Origin of the sequence: Paracidovorax wautersii, assembly GCF_031453675.1 — a bacterium.
Classification (GTDB): domain Bacteria; phylum Pseudomonadota; class Gammaproteobacteria; order Burkholderiales; family Burkholderiaceae_C; genus Paracidovorax.
Genome location: NZ_JAVIZX010000001.1, coordinates 3,835,502 through 3,853,457, shown reverse-complemented (window position 1 = coordinate 3,853,457; position 17,956 = coordinate 3,835,502). Strand labels below are relative to the sequence as shown.

Annotated in this window: 20 protein-coding genes; 13 read left to right on the top strand and 7 right to left on the bottom strand. The window is 66.2% G+C overall.

Annotated features, from left to right (window positions below; translation table 11 throughout):
- Nucleotides 1–90 precede the first annotated feature (90 nt).
- A complete protein-coding gene (locus QE399_RS17335; RefSeq protein ID WP_309830671.1) occupies nucleotides 91–1,191 on the bottom strand; it encodes an NAD(P)/FAD-dependent oxidoreductase in 1,101 nt (366 codons plus the stop codon).
- Nucleotides 1,192–1,278: 87 nt separating this feature from the next.
- Complete coding sequence (locus tag QE399_RS17330) at nucleotides 1,279–2,217, bottom strand: LysR family transcriptional regulator (protein WP_309830669.1); 939 nt, start codon at nucleotides 2,215–2,217, stop codon at nucleotides 1,279–1,281.
- 105 nt (nucleotides 2,218–2,322) lie between these two features.
- Between QE399_RS17330 and QE399_RS17325 the strand changes: the two genes are divergently transcribed.
- The 4 genes from QE399_RS17325 (at nucleotide 2,323) to QE399_RS17310 (ending at nucleotide 5,083) form a co-directional block, all read left to right on the top strand.
- Nucleotides 2,323–3,024, top strand: a complete 702-nt coding sequence (locus QE399_RS17325) for a pirin family protein (RefSeq protein ID WP_309830666.1) — start codon at nucleotides 2,323–2,325, stop codon at nucleotides 3,022–3,024.
- Between the two features lie 117 nt (nucleotides 3,025–3,141).
- Complete coding sequence (locus tag QE399_RS17320) at nucleotides 3,142–3,696, top strand: flavodoxin family protein (protein WP_309830664.1); 555 nt, start codon at nucleotides 3,142–3,144, stop codon at nucleotides 3,694–3,696.
- 53 nt (nucleotides 3,697–3,749) lie between these two features.
- Nucleotides 3,750–4,196: an OsmC family protein gene (locus QE399_RS17315; protein WP_309830662.1), complete on the top strand. Its 447-nt coding sequence runs from the start codon at nucleotides 3,750–3,752 to the stop codon at nucleotides 4,194–4,196.
- A complete protein-coding gene (locus QE399_RS17310; protein WP_309830660.1) occupies nucleotides 4,193–5,083 on the top strand; it encodes a pirin family protein in 891 nt (296 codons plus the stop codon). The genes QE399_RS17315 and QE399_RS17310 overlap by 4 nt, the downstream gene beginning before the upstream one ends.
- An 82-nt stretch (nucleotides 5,084–5,165) precedes the next feature.
- Here QE399_RS17310 and QE399_RS17305 read toward each other — a convergent pair whose 3' ends face one another.
- Nucleotides 5,166–5,882: an ABC transporter ATP-binding protein gene (locus QE399_RS17305; RefSeq protein WP_309830657.1), complete on the bottom strand. Its 717-nt coding sequence runs from the start codon at nucleotides 5,880–5,882 to the stop codon at nucleotides 5,166–5,168.
- A gap of 13 nt (nucleotides 5,883–5,895) precedes the next feature.
- Between QE399_RS17305 and QE399_RS17300 the strand changes: the two genes are divergently transcribed.
- Nucleotides 5,896–6,561 (top strand): arylesterase, encoded by a 666-nt coding sequence (locus tag QE399_RS17300; RefSeq protein WP_309830655.1) that lies wholly within the window; start codon nucleotides 5,896–5,898, stop codon nucleotides 6,559–6,561.
- Between the two features lie 75 nt (nucleotides 6,562–6,636).
- Here the strand turns inward: QE399_RS17300 and QE399_RS17295 are convergent, their stop codons facing one another.
- The 3 genes from QE399_RS17295 to QE399_RS17285 all read right to left on the bottom strand — a co-directional run bounded on the left by QE399_RS17295 (nucleotide 6,637) and on the right by QE399_RS17285 (nucleotide 8,695).
- Nucleotides 6,637–6,834, bottom strand: coding sequence for a hypothetical protein (locus tag QE399_RS17295; RefSeq protein ID WP_309830654.1), 198 nt, complete (start codon nucleotides 6,832–6,834; stop codon nucleotides 6,637–6,639).
- A gap of 100 nt (nucleotides 6,835–6,934) precedes the next feature.
- On the bottom strand, nucleotides 6,935–8,173 hold the full coding sequence (locus QE399_RS17290) for a PLP-dependent transferase (RefSeq protein WP_309830653.1): 1,239 nt from the start codon (nucleotides 8,171–8,173) through the stop codon (nucleotides 6,935–6,937).
- Between the two features lie 60 nt (nucleotides 8,174–8,233).
- Nucleotides 8,234–8,695 (bottom strand): BON domain-containing protein, encoded by a 462-nt coding sequence (locus QE399_RS17285; protein WP_309830651.1) that lies wholly within the window; start codon nucleotides 8,693–8,695, stop codon nucleotides 8,234–8,236.
- A gap of 184 nt (nucleotides 8,696–8,879) precedes the next feature.
- Between QE399_RS17285 and QE399_RS17280 the strand changes: the two genes are divergently transcribed.
- From QE399_RS17280 to QE399_RS17265, 4 genes are all read left to right on the top strand, one after another.
- Nucleotides 8,880–10,562 (top strand): SulP family inorganic anion transporter, encoded by a 1,683-nt coding sequence (locus QE399_RS17280; RefSeq protein WP_309830649.1) that lies wholly within the window; start codon nucleotides 8,880–8,882, stop codon nucleotides 10,560–10,562.
- 90 nt (nucleotides 10,563–10,652) lie between these two features.
- A complete protein-coding gene (locus tag QE399_RS17275) occupies nucleotides 10,653–11,396 on the top strand; it encodes a GGDEF domain-containing protein (protein WP_309832160.1) in 744 nt (247 codons plus the stop codon).
- A 10-nt stretch (nucleotides 11,397–11,406) separates the two neighbouring features.
- Nucleotides 11,407–12,261, top strand: coding sequence for a MinD/ParA family protein (locus QE399_RS17270; RefSeq protein ID WP_309830647.1), 855 nt, complete (start codon nucleotides 11,407–11,409; stop codon nucleotides 12,259–12,261).
- An 83-nt stretch (nucleotides 12,262–12,344) separates the two neighbouring features.
- Complete coding sequence (locus QE399_RS17265) at nucleotides 12,345–13,100, top strand: sulfurtransferase (protein WP_309830645.1); 756 nt, start codon at nucleotides 12,345–12,347, stop codon at nucleotides 13,098–13,100.
- A gap of 173 nt (nucleotides 13,101–13,273) precedes the next feature.
- On the opposite strand, the gene QE399_RS17260 is transcribed toward QE399_RS17265, so the two are convergent.
- The gene (locus QE399_RS17260; protein WP_309830643.1) at nucleotides 13,274–13,921 is read right to left on the bottom strand and encodes an FMN-dependent NADH-azoreductase; all 648 of its coding nucleotides are present in this window, start codon (nucleotides 13,919–13,921) and stop codon (nucleotides 13,274–13,276) included.
- Nucleotides 13,922–14,051: 130 nt separating this feature from the next.
- Here QE399_RS17260 and QE399_RS17255 point away from each other — a divergent pair, with 130 nt between their 5' ends.
- The 4 genes from QE399_RS17255 (at nucleotide 14,052) to QE399_RS17240 (ending at nucleotide 17,953) form a co-directional block, all read left to right on the top strand.
- Nucleotides 14,052–14,990, top strand: coding sequence for a LysR family transcriptional regulator (locus QE399_RS17255; RefSeq protein ID WP_309830641.1), 939 nt, complete (start codon nucleotides 14,052–14,054; stop codon nucleotides 14,988–14,990).
- A gap of 180 nt (nucleotides 14,991–15,170) precedes the next feature.
- Nucleotides 15,171–15,890, top strand: a complete 720-nt coding sequence (locus QE399_RS17250) for a hypothetical protein (RefSeq protein ID WP_309830639.1) — start codon at nucleotides 15,171–15,173, stop codon at nucleotides 15,888–15,890.
- A 221-nt stretch (nucleotides 15,891–16,111) separates the two neighbouring features.
- Entirely contained in the window at nucleotides 16,112–16,690 is a 579-nt protein-coding gene (locus tag QE399_RS17245) for an RBBP9/YdeN family alpha/beta hydrolase (RefSeq protein WP_309830636.1), read from the top strand.
- A 252-nt stretch (nucleotides 16,691–16,942) separates the two neighbouring features.
- Entirely contained in the window at nucleotides 16,943–17,953 is a 1,011-nt protein-coding gene (locus QE399_RS17240) for a sulfate ABC transporter substrate-binding protein (RefSeq protein ID WP_309830634.1), read from the top strand.
- Nucleotides 17,954–17,956 lie beyond the last annotated feature (3 nt).

The following is a 17,956-nucleotide window of genomic DNA, read 5'->3' as shown; positions in this document are numbered from 1 at the left end:
AGCGCTGGCAGTGTCATGGTGGGAAGGCGGGCGGTGGCAGGAGGCCCACGCCCGCAGGCAGGAAGCGGACAGCGGCGAGTATGCCGCCGATCACGCCACGGCGAGGGCGAGTTCCAGGCCGGAGAGAAAGGCGTCTTCGAGCCGGTGCCCCAGGCACCAGTCGCCGCACGCGCCGATGCCGCGCGCCGCATCCCAGGCGTGGCTGCGGCCCAGCGGCTGCGTGGTCTGCGCGTAGCGCCAGCGGCGGGCGATGGCCTGCGTCGGCTCGGCACGGATGCCGGTGATCTCTGCGAACCCGTTGGTCAGCTTGGCCTGCACGCGGGTGGCGTCGTCTTCCAGGTGCTCTTGCGACCAGGCCGGGCTGGCCTGCACCGTCCAGCGCTCGATGCGTGTGCGGCCGGGCTTGGAGGATTCGCGCGCCAGCCAGGCGATGCGATGGTGGGTGCTGCGCGCGGCATTCCACTGCGGCCCTAGCGTGGTGAGGCCGGGGCGCACGGCCTGCGCAAAAGCGAGCATCAAGGTCCAGCAGGGTGCGATGGCCACCGGCGCCAGCTCCTGCACCAGGGGCGTGTCAACGCCGGAAAGCTCCAGCAGCGTCCGGGCCGGCACCGCGGGCTGCGACAGCAGCACCGCATCAAAGCCGGCGTGGACATGCACCGAGCCGTCGAGCGCCTCCGTGCGCACCTGCCAGCCGTCCGGCCGCAGGGCGTCGCGTTCGATGCGGGTGACCTGGGTGCCGGTCAGCAGGCGGCCTGCCTGTTGCAGCGGTGCGGCCCAGGTGGTGACCAGGGATTCCATGCCGGGCGCCGCCACCCAGTGCGGCTCGCCGGGCGGGGGCGCGGCCGCTGCCAGACGGCCGGCCGCGTCGAGCACGCGCACCGTGTTGGCGCTCCAGGGGCGGCACAGGCCGGGCACGGTGTCGAGCGCCTGCTGAAAGCGTGCATCGCGCACCGTGAAGTACTGTGCCCCGGCGTCGAAGCCGCCGAAGGGCGAGTCCAGCGTCGTCGTGCGCCCGCCGGCGCGGGAGGATTTCTCGAACACCAGCACGTCATGCCCCGCCTGCACCAGCGTGCGGGCGCAGGCCACGCCGGCCATGCCGGCGCCGATGATGGCGAACCGCCGGGGCGAGCCTGCCGTGCCGCTGGTGTCGGTTCGCAGGCGGTGGGAAGCGCGGGGCGAGGAAGAAGTCATGGCAGGCCTTTCTGACGAGGGGAATGCGGGACGTTGAATGTCGATTCCACTCTACACGGGCCAGTGGTAACGGCGCCAGCGCAGTCGTCAGAAATGGTGATGGTTTTCCAGCAGTGCGCTGCGTGTGGTGGCGCTTTGCAGCTGCGTCAGCCACCACTGCAGGGCCCGCCCGGGCGACGAGAAGCCGGGCCCGCCCCAGGCGTAGTGCACGCGCACGCTGCGCCCCGGCCGCGCGACCTGGCGCGCCACGAGCCGGCCTGCGTCGATGTAGGGGCGGACCATGGATTCCGGGAGAAAGCCGCCCCCGAGCCCCCGCAACTGCGCGCGGACCTTGGCCTGCATAGTGTCCACAGTCAGTACGTCCTGTCCGCCCAAGATGCCCATGGTCACGCCGCCGCGCTGCGCGGAATCGGCCACGGCGATCACGCGATGCTCGCGCAGCATGGCATCGGTCAGCGGTTCGGGGGCGCTGGCCAGCGGGTGGTGCGGCGCCACGACGAAATGGAACAGCACATCGCCCAGCGGCGCCTGCTGCAGCCCGGCAATGTTGCCCGCCGGCACGGCCACACCGATCGCCAGGTCTGCGTGGCCGGAGGTAAGCGCTTCCAGCGTGCCGTTGAGGATGTCGTCGCGCAGCTTCAGGCGCGTGGGCGGCTGCAGCGCGTAGAAGGCCTCGACCAGTTCCAGCATGGTCGTGGGCGAGACCACTCCGTCCACGGCGATCGTCAACTGGGGCTCCCAGCCGGTGGCCACGCGGCGCACACGGTTGGCCACGGCGTCCACATCGGCCAAGAGGCGTGCGCCTTCGCGCAACAATTCCGTGCCCGCTTCCGTCGGTCGCGCCTGCCGCGCGCTGCGGTTGAAGAGCAGCACGTCGAGCGCGTCCTCGATCTGCCGCACGCGGTAGGTCAGGGCACTGGGTACCAGCCCCAACTGGCGCGCCGCTGCGGCGAAGCTGCCCGTATCGGCGATCACCTGCAGCATCGACAGGCTGTCCGGGGTCAGGGCATCTCGGGCGTTTTGCATGATGAGCGCATGTTAGTTCAATTCGTTTGAATGATCTCTTCAAGCGTGCTCTGCCTTGCGAGAGGGTTCGGCTTCTACAGTGAAGGCATTGAAAGGAGCGCTTCCATGCTCACCCTCCGCAAATCCCAGGACCGGGGCCACGCCGACCATGGCTGGCTCCACTCGTACCACAGCTTCTCGTTTGCTGGTTACTACGATCCCCTCCACATGGGCTGGGGCAACCTCCGCGTGATCAACGAGGACCGCATCGCCCCGGGCACGGGCTTCGGCACCCACGGCCACAAGGACATGGAAATCATCAGCTACGTGCTGTCGGGCGAGTTGGCCCACAAGGACAGCATGGGCAACGTGAAGGCCATTCCGCCCGGCGATGTGCAGCGCATGAGTGCGGGCACGGGTGTGATGCACAGCGAGTTCAACCATGCGCAGGGCCAGACGACGCACTTCTTCCAGATCTGGATCGAGCCGGACCGGCTGGGCGTGGCGCCCGGCTACGAGCAGAAGACCTTCCCGGACGCCGAGAAACGCGGCCACCTGCGCCTCGTCGCGTCGCCGGACGGGGCTCAGGGCTCGGTCCGCATCAACGCCGATGCCGCCATGTATGCCGGCCTCTTCGACGGCGGCGAGACCGCAGCGCTGCCGCTGGACCCGGCCCGCAAGGCCTATGTGCACCTGGTGCGCGGCGCACTGGATGTGAACGGCGCAGCGCTCAAGGCCGGCGATGCCGCCCTGCTGGAGGGCGATGCCCGGCTGGAACTGTCCGGCGGGCGGGACGCCGAGGTGATCGTGTTCGATCTTGCCGCCTGACCTCGGCAGACTTCATGCAATTTCGATAGCATCATGCGGCGCCGGCAAAGGGCTGGCCCGTGATTCTTCCCGTTAGTGTTGACTTTTAACCTTTACCCTTCAAAGAGAGCAATCACCATGGCAAAGATCGTCGTCGTTTACCACTCCGGCTACGGCCATACCCAGCGCGTTGCGCAGCATGTGGCAGAGGGCGCTGGCGCCGACCTGCTGGCGATCGACGCGGACGGCAACCTGCCCGACGGCGGCTGGGAACAGCTGGCCGACGCGGACGGCATCGTCTTCGGCACCCCCACGTATATGGGCGGCCCGAGCTGGCAGTTCAAGAAGTTCGCCGATGCCTCCTCCAAGGCCTGGTTCACCCGCGGCTGGCAGGACAAGGTGTTCGCCGGTTTCAGCAACAGCGCCAGCTTCAGCGGCGACAAGTCCGTCACGCTCGGCTACCTGCAGACGCTGGCCTCGCAGCACGGCGGCATCTGGGTGAGCCTGGGTCTGCTGCCGGCCAACAGCAAGGCCGCCACGCGGCAGGACGTCAACAACCTGGGCGGCTCCGTCGGCCTGCTGGTGCAGTCGCCCTCCGACGCCAGCGTGACGGAGATCCCCCAGGGCGACCTCGACACCGCCAAGCTGTTCGGCAAGCGCGTGGCCGACATCGCCGCCAAGCTGCGCGGCTGACCGCCGCACTGCAGACCGGTTAGATTGCATCCTTTGCCTTCGGGAGAGCACCCATGACGGTCCAACTGCAACGCATCGCCGATTTGCCCATGGGGCAGGCGGTGACCATTCGCAGCCATGCGCTGATCGCCGACGGGAGTGTGGAGGAGGGCGGCAGCGACGCCGGCCCCAGCCCGCACGACCTGTACGACGCGGCGCTGGGTGCCTGCAAAGCGCTGACCGTGCTGTGGTACGCCCGCCGCAAGGGCTGGGCCGTGGACGATGTGCGGACGGCCGTGGACCGTGATGCATCGGCAGAGCGGGCTGGCACCTACCGGCTTGCCACCCGGCTGCTGATGCAGGGCGACCTGACCGACGCACAGCTCGCGGAGCTGGAAGCAGTGGCCGCCAAGTGCCCCGTGCACAAGCTGATGACGGCGGTGACCACCGAGATCACCACCCGCGTCGAGCGGGCACCGCAGGACGCTGCGGTGGCAGGCGCAGCGGGAGTGCAGCCATGAACCCGGGCCTGCTGCGGCTCACCGGCCACCACAAGGACCTGGGCGGCGGCTTTACCGTGCGGCGCCTGCTGCCGGCACTGCAATGCCGTTCCGTCGGGCCCTTCATCTTCTTCGACCACTTCGGCCCGGTCACGGTCGAGCCGTCGGCCGAGTACGACGTGCGGCCCCATCCACACATCGGCCTGGCCACCGTGTCCTACCTGTTCGAAGGGACGATCATGCACCGCGACAGCCTGGGCTCGGTGCAGCAGATCGAGCCGGGCGCCATCAACTGGATGACGGCCGGCCGCGGCATCGTGCATTCGGAGCGCCGTCCCGAGTCGTTGGCGGCAAGTACCTACGTGAACCACGGCATCCAGCTCTGGACCGCGCTGCCGCTGGCGCACGAAGAGACCGCGCCAACCTTCGTGCACACGCCCGCCAGGGATATCCCGGTGGTCGAGGCCCAGGGCAGCCGCGTGCGCGTTTTGATCGGCGAGGCATTCGGCCAGGTGTCTCCGGTCGCCACGTTGTCGCCCACGCTGTACCTCGACGTGCAGTTGGAGCGGGGCGCGCGATGGGAGCTGCCGCCGCTGGCGCAGGAGATGGCGGTCTACACCGTGTCCGGCGCGCTGGCGCTGGATGGCGAGCCCATCGCTGAACACACCCTGGCCACGTTGCGTCCGGGCGAGGCCACGGCATTGGAGGCCACGGGCGACTCCGGTGCGCGTTGCATGGTGATCGGCGGCGACGCGCTCGACGCGCCGCGGCAGATGTGGTGGAACTTCGTCTCCAGTCGCAAGGACCGCATCGTGCAGGCGGCCCAGGACTGGGAAGACCAGGCGATGGGCCAGGTGCCGGGCGAGACGGATTGGATTCCGCTGCCCGAACGCCGCTTTAAGCCCTGAGGTTGCTCAGGCACCCACGGCGGATGGCTTGCGACCAGGGCCGATCGCCGGGCCTGGCGCGTAGAGCGAGGCCAGGCCAGCGTCAATGCGGTGCGATCCGTCCCGCTTCGATGGTGATCCGGCGCTCGCACTGGTCGGCGATGCCGCGGTCATGGGTGACGAGCACGAGGGTCGTGCCGAGTTCACGGTTCAGGTCGAACATCAGCCGCATGATCGTCTCGCCCGTGGCGAAATCCAGGCTGCCGGTAGGTTCGTCGGCCAGCAGCACCGCCGGTTGCACCACGAAGGCCCGTGCCAGCGCCACCCGCTGCTGTTCCCCGCCGGAGAGCACCTTCGGGTAGTGGCCCAGCCGCTGGCCCAGGCCCACGCGGCCGAGCATGTCCGCGGCCAATTGCCGTGCGTCCCGCCGGTTGGCGAGCTCCAGCGGCAGCATCACGTTTTCCAGTGCGGTCAGATTGGCCATCAGCTGAAAGCTCTGGAAGACGAAGCCGACCTTCTGCGCGCGCAGCGCGGCACGCTCATCCTCGCTGAGTGCAAACAGGTCCTGTCCATCGAGATGCACCGTCCCCCGTGTGGGCGTGTCCAGCCCCGCCACGATCGAGAGCAGGGTGCTCTTGCCCGACCCGGATGCCCCGACGATGGCCACGGTTTCCCTTGGCGCCAGGCGGAAATCGATATCCCGCAGAATGTCGAGCGTGCCCGTGGAGTCCGTCACGGACTTGTGCACATGTTCCACCGCGATGATGGCGGTGGCGGCGGAATCATGGGGCTGGAGCGGCACGGAGGAATGATCGGACATGAGGAGTTCAGCAGTGAATCGGACAGAGCGTCGGCGTGACTTTATCTTGGCAGCTTCAGTCGGCCTGCTCGCGGGGCTTTGCTCTACGCCCGCCCTGGCACAGAGCAAGGGCGCGCAGGCATCGCCGGTCATCCTGGTGGTGGGGGACTCGTTGAGCGCCGAGTACGGGCTCGCCCGCGGGACCGGCTGGGTGGCACTGCTGGAAAAGCGGCTGCTTGATGAAAAGATTGCGGCCCGGGTTGTGAATGCGAGCGTGAGCGGCGACACGACATCGGGCGGCCGTTCGCGCCTGCCTGCCCTGCTGTCGCAGCACCGGCCCACGCATGTAGTGATCGAACTGGGTGGCAACGACGCGCTGCGCGGGCTACCGCTGAAAAACACCGAGGACAACCTGGTGGCCATGACCCGCGCGGCTCAGCAGACTGGGGCCAAGGTGCTGTTGGTGGGTATGCAGGTACCACCGAACTACGGCACCGACTACGCCCGGCGCTTCTCCGGGCTGTTTGCGTCGGTGGCCGCCTCGCAGAAGGTGCCTGTCGTCCCGTTCCTCCTCAAGGGGGTGGCGGACGGTCCGGACCCGACCCGCATGTTCCAGCCGGACCGCATCCACCCGCGGGCGGATGCGCATCCGATCATGCTGGCCAACGTGTGGCCGGAACTGCGCAAGCTGCTGCCATGACGGGCCTGCGCTGAGCGACTGCGGTTGGCGCAGGCCGGAGCCGGCCGAGCCGAGACGCTGCCTGAAGACGCCGCATCAGGCCTGGCTGTCGCTCCCCGGTGCGGTAGCGCCGTCATGGCCGCGATCGCTGATAGGCGCATCGTCCGAAGACTCTTGTCCAGGGTGGGAATCGTCGGTTTTGCGCTGTGACTTGGCCAGCAGCTTTTCCTCCTTCTTCTTCTTCTTTGCGAGTTCGCGCTGGCGTTTTTCGTAGCCGTAGTTGGGTGTTGCCAAGGTATGTCCTTCTCAGTGATGGATCAATGTAACAGCATGGGGCACGTCGGATCGGTCGCGGGTCCGTAATTACCGGCCTTCCGGGGCGGCGCGTGAGCGTTCAGGCAACCGCAAAGGCGCGGGCCATCGACTGCGCGAGGTCGTAGCGCAGGTCGTCCACGGCCTCCAGTCCGATGGAAAAGCGCACCACCGTACCCGGCTTCAGGTGATGGGACGGTCCGCTGCGCATCGACGGCAGGTCGTACGGCACCACCAGGCTCATGGGGCCGCCCCAGCTGTAGCCGATCTTGAACAGGCGCAGCCCGTCGCAGAAGGCGTCGATCTGCTGCTGTCCATGGCGCGGATCGATCACCACGCTGAACAGGCCTGCGGCAGCGCCGGTGCCGCCATTCGATTTCCCGCACAGCTGCTTCCAGTGCGCATGGCCGGGTGAGTCTTCGAGGGCCGGATGCAGCACCTGGGCGATACCGGGCTGTCCCTTCATCCACCGCGCCAGGCTCCGCGTCGCTGCATCGTGGGCGTGGTAGCGCAGCGCTACGCTCGGCAGGGAGCGCAGCACCGCTTCCACATCGTTGCCGCCCACACCCAGGCCGAGCCGCATGTGCGTCAGCTTGATGCGCAGGTGCAGCGGCTGGTCGCGGGTGGTAATGCTGCCCATGAGTACATCGCCCCCGCCGCTGGGGTACTTGGTGAGGGCGTGCACCGAGATGTCCACCCCCAGTTGCCCGTCGCCCAGCAGATCGAACGGGGCAAAGGCCAGGCCGGCGCCCCAGGTGTTGTCCAGCGCCGTGGTCACACCATGCCGCCGGCAGATGCGCACCTGCTCGATGAGGTCGGGAAATTCGAGCGTCACGGAGCCCGCTGCCTCCAGCCACACCAGTTTGGTGGCGGACGTGATCTTCGCCTCCAGGTCGGCAGGGTCGAGCGGGTCATAGACCACGTGACGGATCCCGTAATGGCGCAACTCGACTTCCGCCAGGGACTTGTTCGGCCCATAGGCATTGTCTGGAATCAGTACTTCGTCGCCGGTACGCAGCAGGGCCAGGGCTACATTCGCAATCGCCGCAAGGCCGCTCGGAACGAGCAGGCACTGCAGTCCACCTTCCAGCGTGGCCAGGCGTTCCTCGAGCTGATAGGTCGTCGGTGTGCCATGCAGACCGTAGGTGTAGCTGGACTTGTCTTTCCACTCGCGGGCGCGCATGGCAGCCACGTTGGGAAAGATCACGGTCGATGCCTTGTGGACCGGGGGCTGGGGAGCCGCGAAGCCGGCGGGAGGCTCGTACCCGTGGTGAATGAGATGTGTGGTGGTGCTGCTGAAAGAAGGATTCGGGGCTGTCATGCGCCGCATGTTAGCGCCGCACGGGGCGCCACCACGCGGCGCCCCGGGAGCCTCGCAGGATCAACCGGCGCTGACCGTCAGCTGGTTGACCACCGAATTCACGCCCTCGACCCCCTGGGCGATCTTGCCCGCCCGTTCGCGTGCCTCAGCCGACTTCACAGGTCCGTTCAGCGTCACGATGCCATTGCGGGTGTCGACGTCGATCTTCACCGCGCTCAGGTCAGGGTCCTGTGCCAGCCCTGCGTTGACCTTGGTGGTGATTCCTGCATCGTCCATGACAGCCAGGGCCTTGGCTGCCGCGTCCCGGGTGGCGGAGCCGGCTCGGTCGGCAGCCGTTTCCATTTTGCGCTGCGCATCGGCCGCCGTTTGCTCCGTCTTCTGGACCGCCGAGTCCAGCCGCTGTCCGGCGGTCTGCCCATCGTTCTTGTCGCACGCCACCAGCCCGCCGGCCAGTGCCAGCACGGCCATCATGCCGATCACGCGGGACGCAGGGCGTTGCTGCGTTTGAGGGCTACCTTCCATGGGGTTCTCCTTGCTGTGGGCGATGGTGCGGACTGTAGGGGGCTAGCGGGAGGGCGTGGGTCGGACGCGGCCGAAGCTGCCGTAGGACAACCCCAGCCGCTGATGGAGCGCCAGCGGTCTCAATGGAATGGATTGCCTGCGGCATCGTTCATGCGAACTGGGGAGACGCAGCGACAATCGCCGGATGAATATGCGCGCCCTGCATCGCTGGTTTCCGTTCCTCGCGTGGCCACGGCCAAACCGCACGTTGCTGGCAGGCGAATTCTGGGCAGGGATGACCGTAGGGCTGATGCTGGTGCCTCAGGGCGTGGCCTATGCCGCATTGGCCGGCATGCCCTTGATCACGGGTATCTACGCCTCGCTGGTTCCCGCCTTGGTTGCCGTACTGTGGAGTTCATCCACGCGGCTCGGTGTCGGCCCGACGGCGCTGACCAGCCTGTTGATCGGCGCGTCGCTCACGGGCATGGCTGAGCCCGGCAGTGCGCAGTGGGTGGCCTTGGCGGCATGGATGGCGCTGTTGTCCGGCCTGCTGCAACTTGCGTTAGGGGTGGTGCGGTTCGGCTGGCTGCTCAATCTGGTGACCTCACCTGTCCTCAACGGGTTCACCCAGGCGGCCGCATGGCTGATCCTGGCGTCCCAGTTACCCGCGCTGCTCGGGTTGCGTACCACATGGCATGCCTTGGCCGTCAGCCCCTCGGTGCACCACTTCGACCTCACGGCCCTGGCATTTGGCTTGGCAAGCCTGGGGCTGTTGGTGGCGGCCCGCCGCTGGCGGTCCACGTTTCCTGCCGCCATCGTGATCGTCGGGCTGGCGGCGCTGGCGAGTTGGGCGCTGGGCTATGCCGATGCGCATGGCGCAGTGGTGGGACACCTGCCGGCGGGCCTGCCCACGGCGTACTGGCCGGGTTGGCTGTCGTGGGACGAGTTCGGCGCGCTGCTCATGCCGGTGCTGGTCGTTACGCTGGTGAGCTTTCTAGAGACGGCCTCCAGTGCCAAGGTCGAGCATCAGCAGGGCGGTACCCGCTGGAACGAGAACCAGGATCTCATCGCGCACGGCATGGCCAAGATCAGCTCCGGGCTGTGCGGCAGCTTCGCCACCAGCGCCTCGTTCTCGCGGTCGGCCATCAATCTGTACGCCGGTGCCCGCAGCGGATGGGCGACGCTGTTTGCGCTGGCCCTGGTGCTGGCGGTGCTGCTGTGGCTCACCCCGGCGCTCTACCACGTTCCCCAGTCGGTGCTGGCGGCCGTGGTGGTGACGGCGGTGACGGGGCTGATCAAGCCTGCGAGCATGCTCCGCCTGTGGCGCGTGTCGCGGGTCGAGGCCGCCATCGGTGGCATCACCTTCCTGCTGACGTTGGCGACAGCACCTCGGATGTACTGGGGTGTGCTGGTGGGGCTGGTGATGAACCTCAGCCACTTTCTCTATCAGCGACTGCACCCGAGGATCATCGAGGTTGGCATGCACCCCGACGGCAGCCTGCGGGATCGTCACCTGTGGCAATTGCCGGCACTTGCTCCGGGCTTGCTCGCACTGCGCCTGGACGCCGAATTGGACTTTGCCTCTTCTGCTGCGCTGGAACGATGGGTATCCGAGCGTCTGGCCGAGCGGCCGGACCTGCGGCATGTGTGCCTGTTCGCGCTGCCCATCAACCGCATTGATGTGACCGGTGTCGAGACCTTCATGCGGCTGCGGTCCCTGATACGTGCAGCGGGCGGTGTGCTGCATGTCAGCGGCATCAAGCTGCCGGTGGAGCAGGTCCTGCGCCGCTCCGGTGCACTGGTCCGCGACGCCGGGTTGGCGCTCTACCGCACCGACGCGGAAGCGCTGGTGGCGCTACACAGTTTGCATTCCAATGCATCGTCTTGAAGCCTAGGAATGCGGGCGGCGCTGATACACTCTACGGACACCTGTTTGTTGCATTTTGTGACTGAATCCGCGACCCCCCAATTCGTGAACATGCGCGATCTGCGCCTTTCGACAGCGCATGCCCTCGTTGCGCAGTCGCTGGGTTCGGAGGCATCGCTGTGCGAAGACATTCCAATGCGGTATCTGCAAAGCCTGATCGACGGCCTGTGTGAACTTTCACTCAAGGATCCGCTCACGGGGCTGGCCAATCGACGCCATTTCCGTACCGTCCTGGAGCGCGAGATCGACCGCGTGTCCCGGGCCGGCGAAGCTGCGCTGCTGCTCATGCTGGATATCGATAATTTCAAGCGCGTCAACGACACCTATGGCCATCTGGCCGGAGACATCGTCCTGCAGTCCGTGGCTCGGACGCTCAACGTCTGCGTCCGCCCCATGGACACGCTCTCGCGCTACGGAGGCGAGGAGTTCGCCGTGGTGCTGCCTGCCTGCCAAGCCGGCTTTGGCCGCGTCGTGGCCGAACGCATCCGCAAGGCGGTGGAGAGCACGCCGATCCGCATTTCTCCTTCGGTAGAGTTGCACGTTACCGTCAGCATCGGCGGCGCGTTCGCCCTGCAGTGGATCCGCAGCACGACCTTGCTTTGGACCGAGCGTGCCGACAGCCAGCTCTACAAGGCGAAGATGGCGGGGCGCAACCGCGTCAGCATTGAAGATCAGCCAGACAGTACCGTGACCGCAGAAGAAAAGAGCCTGCTGTTCGGGCCGCTATACACTCCGTCCGGTTGGGGCGATCTGCCCCCGACCATGGATTCCTCCTCCACAGGCAGCGCCTATTGAAAGCACAGAGATGACCGACGCGCTGTCCCCCCAACCCACCACCCCTGCCGGCCCGCACATGCCTGCGCCTCCTCCTGCCTCCGCGCCGGCCGGCGCCCGCATCATTGCCATCACCAGCGGCAAGGGCGGCGTGGGCAAAACCTTTGTTTCCGCCAACCTGGCCGCCGCCCTCACACGGCGGGGCCACCGCGTTCTCGTGCTGGACGCGGACCTGGGCCTGGCCAACCTGGACGTGGTGCTGAACCTGCACCCCAAGATCACCCTGCACGACGTGTTCACGGGCAAGGCCCATCTGGAAGATGCGGTGATCGAAGCCCCGGGCGGTTTTTCCGTCGTGCTCGCGGGTTCCGGCATGGTGGAGTATTCGCGCCTGACGCCTGAGGTGCGCAATGAATTCCTGCATGTCATCCAGACCCTGGCGCCGCGCTACGACGTGGTGCTGCTGGACACGGGTGCCGGTATTTCAGACGTCGTGCTGTTCTCCATTTCCCTGGCCTCCGAGGTGCTTGTCGTGGCGACGCCCGAGCCCACCTCGCTGACCGACGCCTACGCCGCCATCAAAGTGATGGCCACGCAGCAAAAGCGCCACCATGTGCGCATGGTGGTCAACCAGGCGGCGCGCCCGGGGGATGGACGGGCTATCACCAGCCAGTTGCAGCAGGTGCTCGACCGGTTCGTCAGCACGGAGTCCGGTCGCCCCATGCGGCTGATTCACATGGGCGACATTCCGGCCGACACATCGGTCCGCGATGCCGTCATGCGCCGGCAGTTATTGCTGATGCAGATGCCCGGCTGTCCAGCCGCGCTGGCCATCGCCCAGCTGGCCAACAAGATCGAATCCACTTTGTTGACCCCGGTGACCTGACGGCCTGCGGCCGGGCAAGGCGCAGCCCGGGGTGGCGGCGGCTTGTGCCGGGCCGTGGCCGTCCTGTCAGCCGGCTCCTTGCCGTGAACGACATTCTCAATATCTCCAGCTATCTCTTTGTTCCGCTGCCGGACGCTGCCGAGCTGCGCGATGTGCTCCATGAGCGGGCGGTGCCCATGGAGCTCAAGGGCACCATCCTGCTCGCGGAAGAGGGCATCAACCTCTTTCTGGCCGGTCCGGAAGAGGCCGTGCGTGGCTTCGTCACGCTGTTGAAGCAGGACTCCCGGTTCGCACTGCTGGAGCCGAAGGAGAGCTGGTCGGCCACGCAACCGTTCCGCAAGATGCTGGTGAAGGTCAAGCGCGAGATCATCCGCATGGACCACCCGACCATCCGTCCGGCCAATGGCCGGGCTCCGTCCGTGGATGCCCCCACCCTGCGGCGCTGGCTGGAGGCCGGGCGCGATGACGACGGCCGACCGGTCGTCACGCTGGACACCCGCAATGCCTTTGAGGTGGACCATGGCAGCTTCGATCAGGCGATCGACTGGCGCATCGAGAAATTCACCGACTTTCCTCCGGCGCTGCGGACTCACAAGGCCGAATTGGCAGGCAAGACGGTGGTGAGCTTCTGCACCGGAGGCATCCGCTGCGAGAAGGCCGCCATCCTGATGCGCGAAGAGGGCGTGGAGCACGTCTATCAGCTTGAAGGCGGCATCCTCAAGTACTTCGAGCAGACCGATGGCGCGCATTACCACGGCGGGTGTTTCGTGTTCGACGAACGCCGGGTACTGGGGGCGGACCTCTCCGTGGACGGCCCTGGTGCTGCCCCTTTGAAGTAGGCGGACCGCTGCGCGTTTAGCAGTTCCACATGCTTAGGCGGTGCGATCGAGGAACCGGGCTGCCGGACCGTGAGGTGGCGGTTAGCTGTTCGTAGCCCATCCGGTCAAAGCCAAAAGCCTGATGGCCACGCCTGCGTGCGTGGCCATCGGGCCGCCCTACGGAAAAGCCGTTCTCAGGCTGCTTGCGTCATCGCGCCCTGGTTGGCCGAAATGGCCGTATGGGCCTGGATGTCACGCTCGGCGCTGCTCAGAGCCAGGGCCTTCGCGTCGGGTCCCATGGCAACGCCTTCAGCCCGTACGAAACGCACGTCGGTAATTCCAAAGAAGCCGAACACCGTTTGCAGGTAGCTCTCCTGGTGCTCCATGGCGCGGCCCATTTCGCTGGTGGAGTACACGCCGCCGCGTGTCGATGCCACGATCACGGTCTTGCCCTTGGCCAGGCCTTCCGGTCCGGTGGCGGTATAGCGGAAGGTGCGGCCCGGCTGGGCGATCCGGTCGATCCAGGCCTTCAGTTGCGACGGGATGCCAAAGTTGTACAGCGGCGCGCCGACCACGATCACATCCGCGGCCAGAAACTGGCTCACCAGTTGCTCGGATACGGCGTTCTCGCGCAACTGGGTTTCGCTCAGACCTTCGGTCTGGCCGGTGCGCGGTGCCATGGCATCCATGGTGAAGTGGCCTGGAGCCTGGGTGACCAGGTCCAGGTACTGGACTTGCGTGCCTGGGTGAGCGGCCAACCAGGCGGCGACGGTCTGGGCCGTGAGCTGGCGGGAAACGGATACGGTGCCGGTGATGGCGGAATCGATGTGCAGCAGTTGCATGGAAGTTCTCCTGAAATGGGGCCACAGCATCGTGGCGTTGATTGAATTGTGCTGTATTGATGATCGGTCGATAAGACCGCTCGGATACGATAGATCGTTCCATTGATGTGATTAATAGGCAGGGGTGTCCATGCAAGACCTGAACGACATGCTCTACTTTGCCGAGGTGGTCGAACGCGGCGGCTTCGCGGCAGCCGGCCGGGCACTGGGCATTCCCAAGTCGCGTCTTTCGCGGCGCGTTTCGGACCTCGAAGCGCAATTGGGGGTGCGCCTGCTTCAGCGCACGACGCGCAAGCTCTCGCTCACGGAGGTCGGCGAGTCATACCTGCGCCACTGCCAGGCCATGCGCGAGGCCGCGCAGGCTGCTGCCGACACCGTGGCGCAGGTACAGACGGAGCCCCGTGGCACCGTGCGCGTGACCTGTCCTGTCACGCTCGCGCAAACTGTCCTGGCAGAACTGATGCCGGTGTTCCTGGAGCGCCATCCGCAGGTACGCGTGGAGATGCAGGTGACCAACCGGGTCGTGAACCTGGTGGAAGAGGGCATCGACGTGGCCCTGCGGGTGCGCGCCAACCTCGAAGACAGTGGCAGCATGGTCGTCAAGCGCCTGGACGACGCCAGACAGGTGCTGGTGGCCAGCCCCGACCTGTTGGCGCGCCGGGGCACGCCAGAGACGCTGGCCGAACTGTCGCGTCTGGACAGCATGGCCATGTCGGCCGCGGATGGCCGCAGCAGCCTGCGCCTGATCGGCCCCGACGGGCGCGAAGAAGTCGTGCAGTTGTCGCCGCGCTATGTGGCCGACGATCTGCTGACGCTCAAGCTCGCTGCCGTGGCCGGCACGGGGATGTGCTGGCTGCCGGACTACATGTGCCAGGCCGAACTGAACGAAGGCCGGTTGGTGCGCCTGCTTCCGCAATGGTCCACTCCGCGCGGAGTCGTGCACGCGGTGTTCCCTTCCCGGCGCGGACTGGCGCCTTCCGTCCGGCGATTCCTGGATTTCCTGGGGGAGAAGGTCCCAGGGCATAGTGATTTGGTGGCTCTGGGTGGGAGCGCACGCAATCCGGAGTGACGGGCCCTGTACACACTGGGTTTACCTGCCTGGCATACACTGTGAACCCATGCGACTGTGCAGTCTGATTTGTAGACGAAGCAGTCTGCGGCCTTAATCGCCTTGGTTCCCAGGCTGGTTTCTCGGCAGGATCGCGCTGGCAAACGCGTCCTGATTTCATCCCTTTCCCGACTCTGCTCCATGAACGCCACTCCACTGGCTCCCGCTTCCTTCCAGGTTTCGCCCCAAGCCCTGCGGTGGCGGCGGGCATGGCTGGTGCTGATGCTGCTGGGGCTGGCGCTCAGCTACCCCGCGGCCCGGCTGCTGCCCGTGTCCTTCGGATGGGAGAACGGCTGGCTGGAGGATCTGCAGGTGGTGGTGCTGCTGTCAGGGGCCGTCATGGCTGCGGTTTTTGCGCGGCAGGTGGTTGGGAACGACGGGCCTGGGCGCGCCGTGAAGGGCTTGGCGCTGGTGCTGGTGCCGGTGTGGTGTCTGCTCGCGGCGCGTGAGATGAGCTGGGGTGCCGTGTTTCTGCCGCCGGTCGGGTTTTCGGAGGACGGTCCTGTGTATTCCTCCTCGGTGCTTTGGTACAAGCCCGCGGTGTATCCGCTGGCCGCGATGGTCCTGGCGGGGTGTGCCTGGATCTTCGTGCGCTGCAGGGCGTACCGGGTCGTGCTGCAACTGTTGCGCTCGCCGCAGTTCGCTTGGGCCGAGCTCGCGGTGTTGGTGCTTGCCGGGGTGTTGAGCACCTACGCGGAAGGGCATCTGGGCGTGGCGCTACCGCATGCCTTGCTGGATCAGGCGCTGGTCATGGAGGAATGGGCAGAGATGTTTGCGTACATCGCCCTGGTTGCGGCGCAACGCCAGGTCTTTGTGCTGCTGCAGGGTACGCCGCGCGCTCCTCTTGCTCCCGTTAAATAGATCAATTCTTCATTAATTCAGAACCATATATTCGTTTGGGTTTTGAAGGGGTGGGAGAAGAATCGCTCGATGCCTGCATGCAAAGGAGCGATCACCATGGCTGTTTCAGCCCCCTGTAGTCCATCTGCGTGTCAGCAGAATCTGGAGCCTCGCTGTCACGCCTCTGTCGGCAGGCCTGATCCGCGCAGTTTCAGCTTCTGCGACGGTTCGAAGGGCTCGGCATGACGGAGCCGCAGACTTCCGTCGTCGTGGTGCCTGGCTGGCGCGACTCGGGTGCCGGCCACTGGCAAAGCCTGTGGGCAGAGCGCCTGCCCCACGCGATCCGCGTGCGCCAGGACGACTGGATGACCCCGACGCGCCGCGCTTGGGTGGAAACGCTCGAACAAACGGTTCTGGACGCACCCCACCCGGTGGTGATCGTCGCGCACAGCCTGGGCTGCATCGCGACCACGCACATGGGCGCAGAGGCCGCAGCGCGCGTACGAGGGGCTTTGCTGGTGGCGCCTGCAGACCCTGAGCGGAGAGCGGTCCTGAGCGACTTCGCTCCGGTTCCTTATGCGGTCCTGCCCTACCGCAGCATCCTGGTGGCGAGTAGCAACGACCCGTACTGCCCCGTACGCTTGGCGGGGGCCTATGCCCGCGCCTGGGGAAGCGAGTTCGTGCGCCTGCAGCAGGCGGGGCACATCAACGTCGAGTCGGGCCACGGCGAATGGCCCCTGGGCTGGGCCCTGCTGCAATCCTTGGTGGACCAGATCGACTGGTCCAGCCCGACGCAGGGTGCACTGCGCTCGGCGGCTTGAATGGGGCAGATGCTATTTTTTAAATAGCATCATCCGCTTTGCAGGCAATCGCTACAGCCCATTTTTATCTCTTACGACGGCGCGGTTTGTCTGGTCTGAGCCCAGGCACTTGCGCTCAGCCACAGCGGCGTCGGACGTCAAGCGCCGTTGCTTATTCTTGCAATCGATTAATTAACAAAAATATATTCTTTTGCGTTTTAAGCGGCTCTCTCCACAATCGCTTGCAACTTAGCTACGTGGAAGATGCCACCCATGACCTCGAAGACGACTCCGCTCAAGACCCTTTTGGCCGCTTTGGTCCTGGCCGCCAGCGGCGCGGCTGCTGCCCAGAGCACTTTGCTCAACGTGTCGTACGACGTGGCCCGGGAGTTCTACAAGGACTACAACGCAGCGTTCGTCGCCCATTACAAGAAGACGACCGGCAAGGACGTGAAGGTAGACCAGGCCCACGGCGGGTCCAGCGCCCAGGCCCGCGCCGTGAACGACGGGCTCGATGCCGATGTGGTGACGTTCAATACGACGACCGATATCGACTTCCTGGCGCAGAACGGCGTGGTGGCCAAGGATTGGGCGAAGAAGTTTCCCAACGACGCCTCGCCCACCACCTCGACCATGCTGTTCCTGGTGCGCAACGGCAACCCCAAGAACATCAAGGACTGGGACGACCTGATCAAGTCTGGCGTGCAGGTGGTCGTGGTCAACCCCAAGACCGGCGGCAACGGCCGGTATGCCTACCTGGCGGCCTGGGGCTACGTGCGCGAGAACGGTGGCACCGACGCGCAGGCGGCGGAGTTCGTCGGCAAGCTCTACAAGAATGTGCCCGTGCTGGGCAAGGGCGGCCGCGATGCCACCAGCATCTTCCTGCAGCGCAACACGGGCGACGTGCTGATCACCTTCGAATCCGAGGTGCTGTCCATCGACCGTGAGTTCGGCAAGGGCAAGGTCGATGCGGTGTACCCGTCGGTGAGCGTCGTCGCTGAAAACCCCGTCGCCATCGTCGAGCGCACGGTAGCCAAGAAGAATTCCGGCCCGCTGGCCAAGGCTTACCTCGACTACCTGTACTCCGACGAGGCGCAGGAGATCGCTGCGAAGCACGCGCTGCGTCCCCGGTCCGAGGCGGTGCTGAAGAAGCATGCCGACCTGTTCAAGCCGCTCAAGCAGTTCACGGTCGCCAAGTACTTCGGTTCGCTGGGTGAGGCGCAGAAGGTGCACTTCAACGACGGCGGCCAGTTCGACAAGCTCTACACGCCCGGCGGCCGCTGATCC